Below are 15,318 nucleotides of genomic sequence, written 5' to 3'. Positions count from 1 at the left end.
TCCGACTAATGCTGGAGTGGTGCCTTTTTATGATGATGCAATGACGTTGTTTGGGCAATATTGAACATGCCGGTCCCGGAAGCGGCTCTCCCGGCTGCAACCATATTATGCGGTTGAATGAGGATAGATCATGACTTTTACGCTGGTGTCCTTGTGCGTACGAGCAAGCTCTACAGCTTCCTCGATCTGATCCAAGGAAAACTGGTGGGTGATGATATCGCGTATGCGGCTGCCCTTGTTTTGCAGCATCTGTATAGCCGCCGGGTACGTGTTCGCATAGCGGAACACGCCGTATACATCCAGCTCGGCGTCAACCAAAGCGCCGATATCCACCGGGATGGCATCGTTTGTCGGCAGACCTACATACACGATCCGGCCTCCGCGGTTCACATAACCGATTGAATCCGCGATGGCACCGGCGTTGCCCGACGTTTCAATAATAAGATCAATCCCTTTGCCGCCCGTAAGTTCGTTCAACCGCTGCGGAACGGATTCATCCATCGGATTGATCACGCCGGAGGCTTCCATCTGAAGGGCCAAATTACGCCGGTATTCCACGACGTCGCTGCCATATACCTGAGAAGCTCCGGACATTTTGGCCGCCTCCATAGCAAGCAGGCCAATCGGCCCCAGGCCGAGAACCAGCACCCGGTCCTCCGGGTGCATACGCCCGCGGCGTACGGCATGAAGTCCTACGGACAGCGGTTCAAGCAAAGCGCCTTCCTCAAAGGACATTTCATCCGGCAGCCGGAACAGAAAGTCGCTTCGCACCGCGACGTATTCGGCCCAAGCTCCGTCAACCGGCGGGGTGGCCATAAATACAACATCCGGACACAGGTTGTAACGTCCGCTTTTACAATAAGAGCAGCGCCCGCACGTAACGCCCGGTTCCACGGCCACGCGGTCACCGGCGGAGACATTTCTCACCTTCTCCCCCGTCCTTACGACAACGCCGGCAAGCTCATGTCCCAGAATCAACGGTTCCTTCACCTCATACCTGCCAATCCGTCCATGCTCATAGTAATGCACATCCGAACCGCATATGCCGATGCAATACACTTGAATCAAGGCTTCATCCGGCTTTGGCTCCGGAATGGGAACCTGCTTCACCCCAATGGATAAAGGGCGATCAAGAACGGCGGCAGACATCATGTTTGGTTGTGACAAGCTGCATTCACCTCTCATTTCAAGAAATCGCTTACGAACTTAGTTTACACGATAAACTATCGCTTCATAAGGGTGTAGAGCGAATTCGCCGAAACTTCGCTCCGAGCGCTTGTAGTTCGAGAGTACAACTTCCGGTTGATGCTCACGCCACTCGACAGGGAATTGAAAATCCGGTGTTCCGCTATAGAAGTTGAGTACGACCAAGTACATCTCGTTCCCGAGCGACCTGGAATAGGCGAATATTTCCGGATGCTCCTGAAGCACCGCTTCATATGTTCCGTAGATCAACGCCTCACTGGATTTGCGCAGACGAATCAAGGCTTTATAGTAATTGAGAATGGAATCGGGATCATTTAACTGCTGCTTCACGTTGATCTCATGATAATTCGGATTGCAGCGGATCCACGGCACAACCGTGGAAAAGCCGCCATAAAGCGTATCATCCCATTGCATCGGCGTTCTTGCATTGTCCCTTGCCCGGTACGCGATTCTGCGCATCGTCTCGGACACGTCTTTCCCGTCCAACAGCCGCTCGCGGTAATAGTTGTAGATCTCCACGTCTCGATAATCGCTCAGCTCCGCAAACTCAACATTCGTCATTCCGATTTCCTGCCCCTGGTAAATAAACGGCGTCCCCTGCATCAGCATAAAAAAAGTAGCCAGCATCTTGGCCGATTCCTTATGATAGTGAACCGGATCGCCAAAACGGGATACGGAGCGCGGTTGATCATGATTCTCCATATAGAGGGCATTCCAGCCCACGCCTTCAAGTCCCGTCTGCCATTTATGCATGATCTGCTTCAATTCGGCCAAGTCCCAGATCGCATAATCCCAGCGCCCTTCGAGTCCGAAATCAAGATTGACATGCTCAAATTGAAAAATCATGTTCAGTGCCCCATTCTCTTCCCCAATCCAGCGGTCTGCTTCCGATATCGGAATGCCACTCGCTTCGCCAACCGTCATAATGTCATAATGGGCGAACGCTTCGCGTTTGAATTGTTGAAGAAAATCATGGATGCCCGCTATATTCCGATGTCCCGGATTCGAGTCGACATATCGAAGATGATTCGGATTGGGCATATCCGGCAAACCCGGCAGTTTCTTAATATGGGTGATCGCATCCACACGGAAACCGTCAATCCCTTTATCGAGCCACCAACGGATCATCCTGACCAGATCATCCCTGACCGCAGAATTCTCCATATTTAAATCAGGCTGCTTCTTGGAATAGAGGTGGAGATAATATTGATCCGTTAACTCGTCATATTCCCAAGCGGAACCAGTAAAGATGGATTCCCAATTGTTCGGCTCGGCCCCATCCCTCGCATCCCGCCAGATGTAGTAATCCCGCTTCGGATTAGTCCTTGAGGAACGGGATTCAATAAACCACGGATGTTCATCCGAGGTGTGATTGAGCACCAGATCCATAATAAGGCGCATGCCGCGGTTATGGATTTCGGCCAGCAGTTGATCGAAGTCGGCCATGGATCCGAACTCCGTCATAATATCCTGATAATCACTGATATCGTAACCGTTGTCGCTATTGGATGATCGATAGATGGGGCATACCCATATAACATCAATCCCGAGATCCTTCAAATAATCCAGGCGTGATATAACCCCTTGCAGATCTCCGATGCCGTCTTCATTCGAATCCATAAAACTGCGCGGATAGATCTCGTAAGCAACGGCTTCTTTCCACCATACTTTCTGCATTGTCGTATCCCCCGTTTACAATAAAGATGCTGCTTATTAGGAATGCAGACCGAGTCATTACACGTACTTCATTAACCAACTTAGTCTGTCGCAGCATACAGTATTGCCGTTTAAGCGATCATATAAGCCTAACAACCATAGAATAGCCGTGCCGCGGGGATATGCGGCACGGCCACTATAAAGTCCACTATGAAACAACTACGGAAATGAATTCGTGCCTGCTCCATGTAACATACTGCATGGGTTTGGTCAGACTCCGGTAAGTACCCGCCATTCACTCCACTTCTTTGATCTCCCGCTAACCCCGTACATACTTTGCAGTCAGCGATTGTTCCGCCATGATCAGTTCAGCAGGCGTTCCTTCGAACATGACCCTGCCTCCCCTGCTGCCGCCCTCGGGTCCAAGATCGATGATCCAATCCGCTTGACGGATTACATCCAGATTGTGCTCGATCACGATCACCGAGCTGCCGTTATCGACGAGCCGATTCATCATGTCCAGCAAATGCCCGACATCTGACATATGCAGCCCCGTTGTCGGCTCGTCCATCACGTAGATCTTTCCCTGTCTGTGCAGCTCGCTGGCCAGCTTGATGCGCTGGCTTTCGCCCCCTGACAGGGTGCTTAGCGGCTGTCCGAGCGTTAGATAGTGCAAGCCGACATCGTGCAGGGCCTCCAGCCGCCGTCTGATTTCTTTTTTCTCGAAAAAATCGAGTGCCTGCAGCACCGTCATATCCAGTACGTCGGTAATCATTTTTCCATGGAGTTTATACTGCAGCACATCATCCTTAAAGCGTCTGCCATCACAGGTGTCGCACGGAGACTTGATGCCTTCCATAAACGCCAGGTCCGTATAGATGAACCCGAGACCGTGGCAGTCGGGACAGGCTCCTTTGGAATTGAAGCTGAACAGGGATGGACTCTGATCGTTAGCTTTGGCAAACATGCTCCGGATGTCATCCATGATCCCCGTATAGGTAGCAGGATTGGAACGAATCGAGGTGCTGACGGCGGACTGGTCGATGACGACAGCCTCGGGATGCTGGGACAGGAAGGCATGATGAATCAGCGAGCTCTTGCCTGACCCCGCTACGCCCGTGACCACGGTTAACACGCCTTCCGGGATATCCACCGTTACATTTTTCAGGTTATGATGACTGGCATTGGTAATCCGCATTTGTCCTGTCGGTACCCGGAACTGTTCTTTCATCGGCATGCAGCGTTTCATATACTGCCCGGTTAACGTAGAGTCTTGGCTGCACAGCTGCTCAACCGTACCCTCGAAGACAACTTCCCCTCCCCGGGTACCTGCATTCGGTCCCACATCCACCACATGGTCGGCAATTTCAATCACGTCGCGGTCATGCTCCACGACCAGCACCGTGTTGCCCTTGTCACGAAGCTTCCTGAGCATGTCGTTCAGGCGGTGAACATCCCGGGGATGCAAACCAACGCTCGGCTCATCAAAAACATACATCATGTCCGTCAGACTGCTGCCCAGATGCCTAACCATCTTCACCCGCTGCGATTCACCTCCGGAGAGCGTGGTCGTCTCCCGATTCAGCGTTAAGTAATCCAGCCCCATATCCATCAAGTGCTGCAGCCGCTCGGCCAAACTGGCCACCATACTGGCAGCCACAGGCTCCTTGATATTCAGGATGACCTCTCTTAACTCCCCAATCTCCATGGCCGCACACTCGGCGATATTATACCCGTTGATTCTGCAGCTTAATGCCGCTTGACTGAGCCGTGTCCCCTCGCATAACGGGCATGTGCCATGCGTAATAAAATTTTTGACGTGATTTAAGGTGCGTTCGGACAATTCACTGCTGTCTCTCTGGATGTACAGCCGGTTGAACTTCAACACGAGACCTTCGAAGTCAGACTGTACCGGTCCACCCTTGGACGGAAACGTCACCTTTCCCTCCTTGCCGTATAGGAAGAGATCCCATTCCGCTTCCGAATAGTCGGCCAGCTTCTTATCGTTATCAAAGAAACCGGACATGGTGTAATTTTTCATATACCAGCTATCCACTGAGAAAATAGGAAATCGGACTGCTCCCTCATTCAAAGATTTGCTCGTATCCAGCAGTTTATTTAGATCCAGCTCAACCTTCCTGCCGATTCCCTGACATTCCGGACACATGCCTTGCGGATCGTTAAAAGAAAAGACGTTGGAGTATCCCACAAATGGCTGTCCCACCCTGGAAAACAACAGACGGAGTATGGCGTACAGATCCGTGATCGTGCCTAGCGTGGACCGTGAATTCCCCCCCAAACGCTTCTGGTCGATGACGATGGCCGTCGACAAGTTCTCGATAGAATCGACGTCCGGCTGGCTATGCCGTGGAAGTCGGTTTCGAACAAAAGCGGTAAACGTCTCATTCAGCAATCGCTGAGCTTCTGAACTGATGGTATCGAACACGATGGACGATTTGCCCGAGCCCGATACGCCGGTAAAGACCGTGATCTTTCGTTTTGGAATTTGCAGTGAAACATTCTTCAGATTATTCTCCCTGGCTCCACGTATGTTGATATATTCTTGCGCCATGGCCGCTCCTCCCTTATACCCTGTAGTGTTCCTATTATAAAAGGGCAATCATGACATGTACTGTCATAATGGGTGAAGGTCTCTATTATTAAGTTATTCCCGCAACCGGTAAATATCAGGAAGGTTGTTGACCGTATTAATGCTATACTTAGTTTATAAGAGTTTGGGGAGATAAAATGTTACACCCTCCCATTTTTGATTCCGGTTTGCCAATAAGCATCCTGTCCCTTACAATTACGGAACATCATCGTTTCTTAGAATTCATGTTTACAGGAGAGTAATGACGATATGAGCAAAAAAATAGTCGCCATCGATATGGATGATACCATCTGCCATCTCATACCCAAGGCCATTCACTATCACAATCTGCAGTACAAAGATCCTCAGCTGACGCTGGATCAGATTACCGATTATAATCTGCACCAAATCTGGCATCCTGACTGCTCAGAAGAGTTTTTCTTCGGAAAGCCGGGCTTATATGAAGAACTTGAAATATTTGATGAATATACGATTGACGAAGTCCACAGAATGACGCATGATTATGACGTTATTGTTGTTACCGCAGCCCGTCCCTCCTCGGTGCCCGAGAAGTGGAGATGGCTGCAGCGACATATGCCTTTTATTCCGTTCGAGAATTTTTTCGTGGCCAAGCGCAAGGATTTGGTGGAATTCGATCTTCTGATTGACGATGGTCCCCATAATGCGATTGCCGCCAGAAAAGCCGGAAAGCAAACCATTCTGATTCCGCGTCCGTGGAACGCGCATATTCAGCATGAATTTATTCTGAAGGATTCCTGGAAGGGAATGAACAAGTTAGTTGACCGTATTTTATCTGATTCTAACCATCAAGGGGATATGAAATAAATGAATACAGACCGCAATAGTCGGTACCTATCGCAAGACATCCATTTTTTCGCGGCCGCACTGTCGGAAACGGTTGTTTCCGTATGGGAAGAGGATCCCGCTAGCGTATACGTGGAGATCGAGCGAGGTTACATTGAATGCTATACACCGGATGTCGTCCGCATCCGCAACGAAGAGACAGGTTATCTGACACACTACAGCCGTGACACCGCTATGTTTCAACGGATGTAATACGATAAAGGCCGCTTCCCTTGCCGGGAGGCGGCTCTTTTATTACTCAAATCATCTTTTAGCTGACAGAACAAGAAACAGGGTTGCGAGCGGGCCTAACAACAGGGATAGCAGAAACCAGTTTAATCCCGTTCTGTTTTTTCCTTGAGCCAATCCGGCATTAATTAACGCCAGCGTTCCCCATCCCACGTAAAATTCATTATTCATCCTATCTCCTCCGATACCGTGCTCTTTATCTGCTTATTACGTTTTGACATGCTGAATCGTTGCAGGATATACAAAAAAGAGCAAGGAAAGCTCCCTGCCCTGGGCAATTTTAACATGTATAGCAGCAGTCTCAAAAGGCTCCGGCTTTAGCCGCGAAGGCCCCACTTTCACTTGAGTGGACAATCGATCCTTATGCGTGTTCCAACTCTCTTAACAGCTGAAATATCTGTCCACGATGATGGGATTCATGCTCAATCAGATGATAGATGACCCATTCGGGCGTCACATCGTACGGTTCCAGTTGTCTGACTCGCCTCCAGTCCGAGAGGTCCATGCCTTTGAAATGGGCAAGCAATTCATGACGTACTCTCTGCATGCGGTGAAGGTGTTCCTCCAATGACTGATCCGGCACTTCAGAAAGACTGTTATCCTCGGTACGGTGATCCCAGGGAAAGCATGTCTTAATTTTCGGGTCCCAAGCGGATTCAAGCACCTCGGCGTACAGCCAGTCCGCTTCAATGTAAGCGATATGATACAACAGTGAACCGATCGACTGCCGACCGTCCACCTTATGGTTCAAAAACTCATGCCGAATCCCTTCCAGCCGTCTCAATATCGTTCGCCGCACATCTTCAAGTCCCCATATCCACCGGCCAATCTCCGGCTCAAACCCAGGCAATGCCTCAACCGTCAACGTTTTCCTCTGCAAATCTTCACGCTCCCTTACATCATCTCTTGAACCTAAGAATAACAGGCTCAAGCGGCAGACTGCCAGGTAAAGTTCGGTTTAGGCAAAAACCACCCTGGGTCATTCAGCCGTTCTTACTTCTTTCTAGTCGCAATCGCCTCTGCTGTTTGTTTAACGGCCTGATGCCCGAATACCGCAAACGCCCCTGCGAGTATGCCTTGAATGATATTTTCCACGCTCCAGCCGATCAAGCCGGTCGTGAACAGAATCGATACGACTATAACCAGATATACAATGCTCCAATTCGGAACCTTGGGGGTTTGCTTCAGCACATATCCGATTACCCAACAGGCAGCAACGACCATGAAGAGCCGCGGGTCGATCAATTGAAAAATGACGCTCCATTCCATGGTAAACCCACCCTTTCCATTCATCTTCTACATCCTATTCCTCGAGCCTATCGATTGGCTTGTATTTATATCCTTATTCTCGTAAGTAAAATAATAGAATCTGCGAAATGGAATTTTCGATAGGTTTGACGATGAGCAGACGCAGCAAAAATTTACGTTATTCCCGGGTGGAGGAAATACGCAGTGACTATCCAATATGAATGGCGCGGTTCTTAAGGCTCCTGCCTGCCCGCTTCTATTATCCCTTTGAACCAATCGGTCAACCGCCGATCCTTCTCTTCTTGACTGCAGTCTGAGGGAAAGGTTAGGTAATGCTGATGCTCGGGAATCTGGGGTATCCCCTTCTTCATGTTCGCATCCGCCCTGGCATCGTTATCGTATTCTATAAAACGGAGATCCCTTCCATCCAATGTCTGATAAGCATAACAGCTGTACTCGACTTCGTCGATGACGGTCCAGTGATGTCCCTGCTTCGTGGGATTGCATAACACATGCGTGCCCTTCAGCTTGTTTAACGAGTAAAGAAAGCCTTGCAGCTGGGCTTCCGTGACGTGGTAATCATCCAAGTAATACCGCTGCGAGACTCTGGCAACATTCGTGTCGATGATCTGGTAGTTTAGAATACACGCAGCCCCTTTGTGCAGCACCGGATGGAAGTAATCCTTCTGAATCCAGCCCTTATGGCGGGACAGGCGATCTGACACCAGGTAATCGATATTGCTATGGTCCAGGTTATAACCGAAGGTTACCAAGAATTTGCGATTCTTCATATAGAACTCCCCCTGATACATCAGAATGATTGACCCATTATTTTCCATGTATATTATACAAAAAAAAGGCAGCTTCCATACCAACGGAAACTGCCTTGCTCGAAATCTGTTCTAACATCCCCAATTCCAAACCAAACTTGATGTTATACCTTGCTAACCTCAGCTCCGTCCTTTACGACGGCTTCAGCCTCGACAGCGGACTGCTCGCCCTGCCATAACAGCTGCATCTCTTCGCTCGTTGCGAGCAGCTCGGACAAGCTGCCCTCCGCTTCGATCCGGCCATCCTTCATGACGATGATATGATCGGCCTTCGAAAGGGCTGCCCTGCGATGCGATACCGCGATGCAAGTGACGTCCCGCTCCTTGAACAACCCATCCCATACCAGCTGCTCCGTCTCCACGTCCAGCGCGCTGGACAGATCATCAAAAATGAATAAATCCGCGCCCGTAATCAGCATGCGTGCCGTAGCCGCCCGCTGGATTTGTCCGCCCGACAGCATAACGCCCCTCGGACCGACCAACGTCTCCAGTCCCTGATCCAGATTCTCGATATCCTTCTCCATGACGGCCAGACGGATGGCACGTTCCAGAGCTTCCTCCGTCCGCTCTTTCTTCCCTTGAACAATGTTCTCTCTCAAGGGATCACTAAACAGCCTAGGAACCTGCGGTGTATACGCCGCCCGAGGAGGCATAAGGAAGGTTGCTGGATCCACCTCTTCCCCGTTCCAGCGGATCGTCCCTTCCTGCTTCGGCAGCAGACCCAGCAATGTCCGAACAAGCGTCGATTTCCCCGCTCCGATTCGTCCTGTCACCACCAGAAACTTGCCGCGCTCCAAGCGGAAATTAATATCCGATATGCCATTCTCCGAATTCGGGTAATGATATGATAAATTCTTGACTTCCAGCTCCTGCAGCTTCTCCCCCGGTTCTCTGTGAATGACGGGCAGTTCCGGCGGCTCTTCGTTCAGATACGTTTCCCGTGCCTCAATAATCCGGTCTTCCTCACCAGGACGGAACAGCGAGCGCATCCGGTCAAAGGAAACCTTCAGCCGCTTGTGCTGGAACACCATATACCCGAACAAGGAAATACTGAAGCCGATATTAGCCAGGTAAGACGTAAACAAAGCGAAATCCCCGACGGTAAAATGCCCGGCCTGCATTTCAGCAGCGCACATCAGCAGAATTAGTCCCGTACAGATGCTAAGCACATGCTGATTCAAGGATCGCATCCATTGTTTGAACAGATTATCCTTCAGCGCTGCCTGCCGGCGGTCTTCGTTCAGCTTCATGAAGCGCTCATGAACATGATCCTCGGCCTGCCCGAGCTTCAAGGCTTGAACCGCACCGAAGGTTTCCGCGATAAAGCTTGTAATGCGCCCCGTAGCTTCCCGGTTCTTTAGCCCGTAACGACGCGCGCGGTTGCCGGACAGATTGTTCAGGAGTGTGACCACTACGAGCGGCAGCACGGCCACCAGCATGATCTTCCAGTTAATGCTTGCCATAATGACTACGGAGACGAGGGCAAAAACGAGGCGCCCCCAGAAATCCACCCAGGATTCCACGTATTCCACAACTTCTTCCACGTCATCGCGGAAGCGACTCATCGCCTCCCCTGGAGAAGCCGGCAAATTCCGCCCCGGCCAGCGCATGATCCCAGCTAGCATGTTCGTGCGCAGAATGGCCTGAATGTGGTAAATATACGTTACCCATTGATAAAAGGCCGCAAAGAACGTCCCCACCCGCGCAACCCTTACTACGGCAATAAAGATCAAAGGAACGGCCAGCCATACATAATCCGTCGAATTCGATGTAGCCCGGTCAAAAAACCACTGCATCCCAAGTCCGATCAATAGCGGCAAGGAATGAAATATGCACCACAACAGACCGTTGAATAAAAATAATGAAGGCTTGAAACGAAATAGGCGCCCTATAAAACCTGTGATGGTCATGCCAGTTCCTCCTCTCTGCCTGTGATCAGCAGTCTGGCATAATACGATGCCGGATCTTGTGCAAGTGCTTCCCGTGCTCCGAATTCCAGAATTCGTCCGTCACCCAGCACCATAATTTTATCCACCTGCTCCAGCGTAGCCAGCCGGTGCGCGATGATGATGCCCGTACAACTGCTCATCAGCTGATCCACGGCCGTCTGCAGCATCATTTCCGTTGCGGCGTCTAGGCGTGAGGACGGTTCATCCAGAATCACCAGGCTCGGCTGCGTCAAAAATACCCGGGTTAAAGCGAATAGCTGCGCTTCCCCCGCGGATAGCGATGCTCCGCCTGTTGTCAGATGAGTATCCAGACCTTCCGGCTGCGCATCGATCCATTGCCGAAGTCCCAGACGCTCCGTCGTTTCCAGAATAAATGCATCCGACACGCCCTTATCGAACAACGTCAGGTTGTCACGCAGCGAGCCATCAAACAGCTGTACATCCTGCGTGACCATCCCCACCCGGCGGTAAAGCGCAGGCAGCTTCAGCTTCGTGATATCGGTCCCCCCAACGCGGATCACACCGCTGTCGATGTTATACAGTCGAAGCAGAATACGGCTGAGACTCGACTTTCCGCTGCCGGTACGTCCGATAATACCCAGGCGTTCGCCTGGTTTGACCTCAAAGTTGATGTCTTTTAGCACCGGTTTATCCTCGTTATAACTGAAGTTGACCCCCTCAAATTCCAAACCGAGCGCTCCCTCCGGAAGCTCTTCTTGTTCTCCGTCTACAATCTCGCTCTTATTGGACAGCAGCTCTCTGGAACGCAGCATGCCGGATTTTGCCTTTTGGAACTCCTGCACCTGGTCACCCAGCATCTCGATCGGGTCATTCAGCATCTGCGTATATTGATAGATTAGGAAGAGGGTCCCTAGCGTAATTTCACCGATCAAATAATAACGAACCCCTAGTAGCAGGACAGCGGTAACTGCAAGGGCAAACAGAATCACCGTGGTATTCCAAGGGACGACGCGAAGCATCCAGGCTTTTCTTCCTTTCAGGAACACGCTGCGCATCATGCGATGAAACCGATTCATCACATACGGCACATTGCCGTTCGCCTGTACATCCTCAATGCCAGCGATGCGTTCCTCAATTAAGCCAAACAGCGAAGCGCTGGCTTCCCGTTCATTCTTCGAAGAATTGACGCCCATATTCCGGATGAACACCATGAACAAAATAGACAGCAGTGTAAACACCGTCATGACGATCGCGATCGGCAGATTGACTGTGAACATAAATCCTAGTATGCCGGCGAGCAGCACAAAACTTCCGATAACCTGCACGATGAACATCGCGAAGAAGTTCGAAATATTCGTCACGTCGCCATCAACCCGCTCAATCATCTCGCCTGGCGTTTTCACATTATGAAATCGCATATCCAGCCGTAAACAATGCTTCAAAAGATCGCCGCGAAGCCGGTTCGTTGCGCGCCATGAAATATCGTTCCCCATATAGCTGACAGCCACGGTAATCAGCTGATTAAAAACAGCCACGACCAGAAACAATCCCGCCAGTTGAATCAGCGTGGCTATAACGCCGCCTTCGGCTGCCGTGTCAATAAACCGTTTGACAATCTGCGGATTCAGAAGCTGCAAACCTGTCGACGTCAGCAGCATCATGATCAGCAGTATCAGCCGTCCTTTAACCGGTTTTAAATACCGCAGCAGCCATGACATTGAAACCTTTTCTTGTTTGGGCACAGTGCCCACCCCCATATGCAAGCAAGTATGTACAGACCCTCCATCTCCCCATAAAGCAAGGCATGGCGGCAGTAAATCATTACCAGTCTACATGATATCCACAGTCATTCCTAGGTAAAGAATAATTATAATATGTACTAAGAAAAGACAAACGAACGCCTAGCTTCTGCATCTATGCAGAGCTGGCGTTCGTTTATTGTGCTTAGAATATAGCATCGGTCGTTCTCTCGGTGTTATCGTAATGTGATTTGTGCCTTGTCCTGATCTTCAAGCTTGATGACCAAGCTTTCTTTAGAATCAGCTACGCCATCGGGTACTTCTATGACAACAAATCCGGATTTCGTAGCCAAAGGCTTGATGCTGCCTGTTCCCAGATCGCCATCGATCATGGTTACCGTATAGTTATACTCATATTCCTCTTTAAATATGGCTTTCATATTAACGCCACCAATGATTGATGTGAAATCCTTTGCCTCTTTACCATTATTGGTGACTGTATAATTTAGAATAAGGAACTTGTTGCCTTCATCAGCACTTGACGAAAACATATCTGCACTTACTTTTTGATCAAACTCAAACGAATCAAGTACAACTTCCCAATCACCTAAGGTGAATTTTTCTCCAGGTTTGTTAGAAGCCTCTTTTGGTTCCTCTTTTGGTTCCTCTTTTGGTTCCTCTTTTGGCTCCTCTTTGGCTGGCTCTGTTGTTGCTTCTTTGCTCGGCTCATCCTTAACGGTCTCCCCAGCTGCATTGACACTTTCGTCTTGCTTGGCGGAGTCACTGCTCGTAGGATTATTTCCGCATGCCGAAATAACTAAAATTGCACAAATCATCAAAATCAAACCAAACTTTGTTCTCATTTACTGACCTCCGTGTAGGTAATATATACCACATTATCATACCATATATGATTTTTCTATTATTTTCTTAACATTTCGACATTTTCTTATGCAAGATTTAAACCATTCAGTATAACGAATTTCCCTATTCTCTTCCTCTATAAAACTAACAAGTCAATACCCGCTTCAAAAAAAAGCGAATCCAATAATTCAGCATACTCGTATATGTATAATAGAGTGACGTGCAACTTTTTGGAGGTGGGCATAATGAATACTGGGATCAGTGGATTAGACGGACTGGATGAACAGAAGCTATCAGAAATTCGCGAAAATGCCGCAAGGCTCTCGGACATGAAACAAGAAGTGCCCGTGGAAGAATTGTTCTCGGAATCATTTATTCAAAGACATACCAAGTTTTCTTCAATCGGTCACTTGCTGAAAGCCGCAGGTTATGAGGGAAGCACAGATGAAGAGTTTGACGAATTCATACAAGGACATACGATTAACCCATTTATCGTTGAACATACCCCATTTCGCAGCTGGCAGGATTTTCAGGAGTTAGCCGTATCCGCTTATATCACGAAATGGCTGGGATTCTAAATATTCAATCAGAAATCCGCCTGTACGCAGGCGAGGGAAGATAACCAAAGAAGCCCCTCTAACCGATGTTAGAGGGGCTTCTGATATATTTTTTAAGGGGTGCTTTTATCATATGCTCCAAATATTAATGGAAGCTTAAATTATGATTAAAGGGACATAAATTGTTTCAGGTTTCTGATGGTATTGTAATTAGGCTGAACTAGGAAAGATGGTTTGACGATTTATGTCCTACGACAGCTAATAAAGAAGGAAGCAAATCTACTGAATTATCCATTCTTTTGGGTTCATCTAATTATCTGCAAATGGATCATATAATGCCATCTGGTAACCTCCATAAAAGGTACTTACTGCAGCTACAATGATTTCCTTCATGTATTATTATTCTACACTAATATTTCCAATCCTGTAATTTATACCAACGAATAACCCCACTCCCTGAATTAATCGGGAAGCTCTGTTAATGAATTCGGATACTACTAAAATATTGAGTTTTAGAAATGCATACTTGGTAAACAAAACAAAGACCCTGCCAGCGTCCAAGCCAGTAAGGTCTTAATAATTTATGGCTTTGTTGTAACTGTAGCCGTCTTGGTCTTGTTATCCCAGACAACCTTGGCGCCTAACGCCTCACCGATAGCCCGAAGCGGCACATAGGTCACGCCATTCTCAAGCTTGCCGTCCGCGATTTGCTTCCCGTTTACGATGACATGTACCTTATCCTCCTCCGTAGCGCCCCCCTCTTTCTTCTGAAGTCCCAAATATTTAGCAATGCCATTCACATGACCGATCGCAATAGAATCAATCACATCCTGCCGTTTAAGCTTGGCTGCATCTGCCGCCACATCGATAAACAAGTTTTCGGTTAAGACAGCAGGCATCTTAGATTCACGGACCATATGCAGATTAGCGGCCTTCTGCCCCCGATCGATGACACCGAAGGATTTAATGGTACTCATGATTTCCGTGTGCATAACGTTCTGCAATTTTACCGAAGCCGAGCTTGCCGAGGTATATCGATATGACTCAAAGCCCCCAGCACCGCCACCCGCGTTACAATGGATGCTAACTAGGATATCGGCGCCAGCAGCGTTTGCCTTATGGGTCCGTTCAGCCAATTCAAGGAACACATCCGAGGATCGGGAGAGTAGTACTTGGACATCGCCATATTCCGATTCCAATCGTTTCTTCACAGCAAGAGACACCGCTAATACGATTTCCTTCTCCTGCAGGTCGTTTCCGGTTGCTCCGGAATCCTTCCCGCCATGCCCTGCGTCAATCCAAACCTTTTTCACGATCATTCACCGCCTTTGTAGGTTGTTGAATAGCCCGGTGATCCATTACAGCGAAGGCAACTGCAACAATTGCTTCCAACTAATGTTTCAATGGTTATATTAGGCAAGCAACTGTAAGTCCTACTGCAAGGACGAGTATATATATAAGATACTCCTGTTTAGCACATTCGGTGTTTGCTTGTGCCTATATTGAGCGGCCTAGATCGGTTTCTAGTCACCTTTTGAGTTTAGATACGAGCCCTGCATTTTACATTTAATGGAACCTAAAATTGGGATTTGCGTATTGTCTGTT

The 15,318-nt window shown here is 48.9% G+C and carries 14 protein-coding genes; 3 read left to right on the top strand and 11 right to left on the bottom strand.

The genetic code is table 11. The annotated features are described in order from the left end of the window. Positions 1-105: 105 nt before the first annotated feature. The 3 genes from NYE54_RS03695 to NYE54_RS03685 form a co-directional block, all read right to left on the bottom strand. Positions 106-1,167 carry an NAD(P)-dependent alcohol dehydrogenase gene (locus NYE54_RS03695; RefSeq protein WP_339270115.1) on the bottom strand — a complete coding sequence of 354 codons (1,062 nt, stop codon included), beginning with the start codon at positions 1,165-1,167 and terminating at the stop codon, positions 106-108. A gap of 39 nt (positions 1,168-1,206) precedes the next feature. Then, positions 1,207-2,883, bottom strand: a complete 1,677-nt coding sequence (locus NYE54_RS03690; RefSeq protein ID WP_339270113.1) for an alpha-glucosidase — start codon at positions 2,881-2,883, stop codon at positions 1,207-1,209. A 298-nt stretch (positions 2,884-3,181) separates the two neighbouring features. Beyond that, on the bottom strand, positions 3,182-5,434 hold the full coding sequence (locus NYE54_RS03685; RefSeq protein ID WP_339270111.1) for an excinuclease ABC subunit UvrA: 2,253 nt from the start codon (positions 5,432-5,434) through the stop codon (positions 3,182-3,184). A 288-nt stretch (positions 5,435-5,722) separates the two neighbouring features. On the opposite strand from NYE54_RS03685, the gene NYE54_RS03680 reads away from it, so the two are divergent. Both NYE54_RS03680 and NYE54_RS03675 read left to right on the top strand, forming a co-directional pair. Next, complete coding sequence (locus NYE54_RS03680) at positions 5,723-6,298, top strand: hypothetical protein (protein WP_339270110.1); 576 nt, start codon at positions 5,723-5,725, stop codon at positions 6,296-6,298. Next, the gene (locus NYE54_RS03675) at positions 6,299-6,529 is read left to right on the top strand and encodes a hypothetical protein (protein WP_071222107.1); all 231 of its coding nucleotides are present in this window, start codon (positions 6,299-6,301) and stop codon (positions 6,527-6,529) included. A 51-nt stretch (positions 6,530-6,580) separates the two neighbouring features. On the opposite strand, the gene NYE54_RS03670 is transcribed toward NYE54_RS03675, so the two are convergent. The 7 genes from NYE54_RS03670 to NYE54_RS03640 all read right to left on the bottom strand — a co-directional run bounded on the left by NYE54_RS03670 (position 6,581) and on the right by NYE54_RS03640 (position 13,155). Further along, entirely contained in the window at positions 6,581-6,736 is a 156-nt protein-coding gene (locus tag NYE54_RS03670) for a hypothetical protein (RefSeq protein WP_006208027.1), read from the bottom strand. A gap of 190 nt (positions 6,737-6,926) precedes the next feature. After that, entirely contained in the window at positions 6,927-7,445 is a 519-nt protein-coding gene (locus NYE54_RS03665) for a DinB family protein (RefSeq protein WP_339270107.1), read from the bottom strand. Between the two features lie 113 nt (positions 7,446-7,558). Further along, complete coding sequence (locus tag NYE54_RS03660) at positions 7,559-7,858, bottom strand: phage holin family protein (protein WP_339270105.1); 300 nt, start codon at positions 7,856-7,858, stop codon at positions 7,559-7,561. 188 nt (positions 7,859-8,046) lie between these two features. Beyond that, positions 8,047-8,604, bottom strand: a complete 558-nt coding sequence (locus NYE54_RS03655) for a hypothetical protein (protein WP_339270103.1) — start codon at positions 8,602-8,604, stop codon at positions 8,047-8,049. Positions 8,605-8,747: 143 nt separating this feature from the next. Then, positions 8,748-10,553 carry an ABC transporter ATP-binding protein gene (locus NYE54_RS03650; protein ID WP_339270101.1) on the bottom strand — a complete coding sequence of 602 codons (1,806 nt, stop codon included), beginning with the start codon at positions 10,551-10,553 and terminating at the stop codon, positions 8,748-8,750. Continuing rightward, positions 10,550-12,295 (bottom strand): ABC transporter ATP-binding protein, encoded by a 1,746-nt coding sequence (locus NYE54_RS03645; RefSeq protein ID WP_339270099.1) that lies wholly within the window; start codon positions 12,293-12,295, stop codon positions 10,550-10,552. The genes NYE54_RS03650 and NYE54_RS03645 overlap by 4 nt, the downstream gene beginning before the upstream one ends. Before the next feature lie 233 nt (positions 12,296-12,528). Then, positions 12,529-13,155 carry a DUF4352 domain-containing protein gene (locus tag NYE54_RS03640; RefSeq protein WP_339270097.1) on the bottom strand — a complete coding sequence of 209 codons (627 nt, stop codon included), beginning with the start codon at positions 13,153-13,155 and terminating at the stop codon, positions 12,529-12,531. Positions 13,156-13,401: 246 nt separating this feature from the next. Here NYE54_RS03640 and NYE54_RS03635 point away from each other — a divergent pair, with 246 nt between their 5' ends. Then, positions 13,402-13,734, top strand: a complete 333-nt coding sequence (locus NYE54_RS03635) for a hypothetical protein (protein WP_076322226.1) — start codon at positions 13,402-13,404, stop codon at positions 13,732-13,734. Between the two features lie 560 nt (positions 13,735-14,294). Here the strand turns inward: NYE54_RS03635 and NYE54_RS03630 are convergent. Further along, positions 14,295-15,026, bottom strand: a complete 732-nt coding sequence (locus tag NYE54_RS03630; RefSeq protein WP_339270095.1) for an N-acetylmuramoyl-L-alanine amidase — start codon at positions 15,024-15,026, stop codon at positions 14,295-14,297. Positions 15,027-15,318: the final 292 nt, after the last annotated feature.

Source organism: Paenibacillus sp. FSL K6-1330, from assembly GCF_037976825.1.
GTDB lineage: Bacteria > Bacillota > Bacilli > Paenibacillales > Paenibacillaceae > Paenibacillus_AQ.
This window is presented reverse-complemented; position numbering and strand designations above follow the sequence as displayed.

Excerpts from the sequence above, each read along its gene's own strand:
- NYE54_RS03685 (WP_339270111.1), bottom strand. The coding sequence starts at position 5,434 with ATGGCGCAAGAATATATCAACATACGTGGAGCCAGGGAGAATAATCTG.
- NYE54_RS03635 (WP_076322226.1), top strand. The coding sequence starts at position 13,402 with ATGAATACTGGGATCAGTGGATTAGACGGACTGGATGAACAGAAGCTA.
- NYE54_RS03640 (WP_339270097.1), bottom strand. The coding sequence starts at position 13,155 with ATGAGAACAAAGTTTGGTTTGATTTTGATGATTTGTGCAATTTTAGTT.
- NYE54_RS03670 (WP_006208027.1), bottom strand. The coding sequence starts at position 6,736 with ATGAATAATGAATTTTACGTGGGATGGGGAACGCTGGCGTTAATTAAT.
- NYE54_RS03675 (WP_071222107.1), top strand. The coding sequence starts at position 6,299 with ATGAATACAGACCGCAATAGTCGGTACCTATCGCAAGACATCCATTTT.
- NYE54_RS03650 (WP_339270101.1), bottom strand. The coding sequence starts at position 10,553 with ATGACCATCACAGGTTTTATAGGGCGCCTATTTCGTTTCAAGCCTTCA.
- NYE54_RS03655 (WP_339270103.1), bottom strand. The coding sequence starts at position 8,604 with ATGAAGAATCGCAAATTCTTGGTAACCTTCGGTTATAACCTGGACCAT.
- NYE54_RS03660 (WP_339270105.1), bottom strand. The coding sequence starts at position 7,858 with ATGAATGGAAAGGGTGGGTTTACCATGGAATGGAGCGTCATTTTTCAA.
- NYE54_RS03680 (WP_339270110.1), top strand. The coding sequence starts at position 5,723 with ATGAGCAAAAAAATAGTCGCCATCGATATGGATGATACCATCTGCCAT.
- NYE54_RS03690 (WP_339270113.1), bottom strand. The coding sequence starts at position 2,883 with ATGCAGAAAGTATGGTGGAAAGAAGCCGTTGCTTACGAGATCTATCCG.